This window comes from Paenibacillus cremeus, from assembly GCF_007786445.1.
GTDB lineage: Bacteria > Bacillota > Bacilli > Paenibacillales > NBRC-103111 > Paenibacillus_G > Paenibacillus_G cremeus.
Map to the genome: position 1 here is coordinate 1 of NZ_VNJI01000141.1, position 1,158 is coordinate 1,158.

General features: G+C 43.4%; 2 pseudogenes. Both read right to left on the reverse strand.

Features of this window, described 5'->3' with window-relative positions:
• Positions 1-486 (reverse strand): annotated as a pseudogene (locus tag FPZ49_RS35225) (hypothetical protein); the annotation flags it as partial.
• A 347-nt stretch (positions 487-833) separates the two neighbouring features.
• Positions 834-1,025: pseudogene (locus tag FPZ49_RS35230) on the reverse strand (heterodisulfide reductase-related iron-sulfur binding cluster); the annotation flags it as partial.
• Positions 1,026-1,158: the final 133 nt, after the last annotated feature.

Consider the following 1,158-nt stretch of genomic DNA (forward strand, 5'->3'; position numbering starts at 1 on the left):
GACCGCATAGCTTTTGGCAAGCATCGCTGGTGGAAGCCGGAGATTTTTCAACAGTTCATCCACTATGCGGATCGAACCGAGATTTAATATGGGCCCCAAAATGAATAAGACGCTCGTTATGCCGGCAAATAGCTTGCGCGGATGGTGCTTCAAACGTTGAAGCAGCGCATCGATCGCCTCAAAATATCCTCCCAGTTTTAAAGGGACCGAAAGTAAAGGCACCAGAACGACCAGTGCGATTAATGGGAGATTCATGAAAATGCCTTGACGGATGCCGGCAAAGCCTTCGCCTTTGTTGAATTCCAGCACGATCCCGATGGCCATCATACTGATGCCGAACCATCGAGGTACAGCTCTGGCGTGCATCGCGCTTACAGCAAAGGCAACCAGGGTTATCCCAATTACCATGTTTTTGAGCCAGTCAAAAGGAAAAAAATATTGAATCAAAAACAATAGGCACATCGACAGAATTAAATAACTTCGCATGTATCATCCCTCATAATCTCTGTCTTTCCTTCTACTATAACATATTGGAATAGTTCGTGAATGGAGCTTTCCGGTCGAAATCCGTGCTTTAGCGAATCAGCAACCACACCAGAGAACCGAAAGAAATAATTTGAAGCGGTTTGGGGACGAATGAAAAAATCCGCCCAAGTAATGCCAACATGGACGGATTTAGGTATCTATTTATTTTTCTTTACGTAATCATAAGTTTACATAAAATATTTTATGTATACTATTGTTAAACCGACTGATGAGATCCTGCTCGCCCTCAAGGTCTGTATCCAGCCATCTAGAACTTCCCTGTCATACATTCTTGGATGACGGTTATTTCATTCCGTTAAACCCGCTGCTTCTGTCAAATATTCTACTAGATGAAGTACACGGACTGAGCCAGACAACTGCTCACGTTCAATACCGAGTTTCATTTGCAGCAGACAACCTGGATTTGTTGTAATGATTGTGGATGCGTTGGTCGCTTTCGCATGTTTCATTTTTGTATCCAAAACTTTCATAGATTCTTCGTAATGAATAACTCAACTTTCGCAGCTTAAATTACCGAACAAACCCTTGATGTACAAGGGCAAATCGGCCAGCCATTGCTGGAATTGACACAACACCGTTTGTTTGCTGCGTTTGCTCATTGCCCCTGCCATA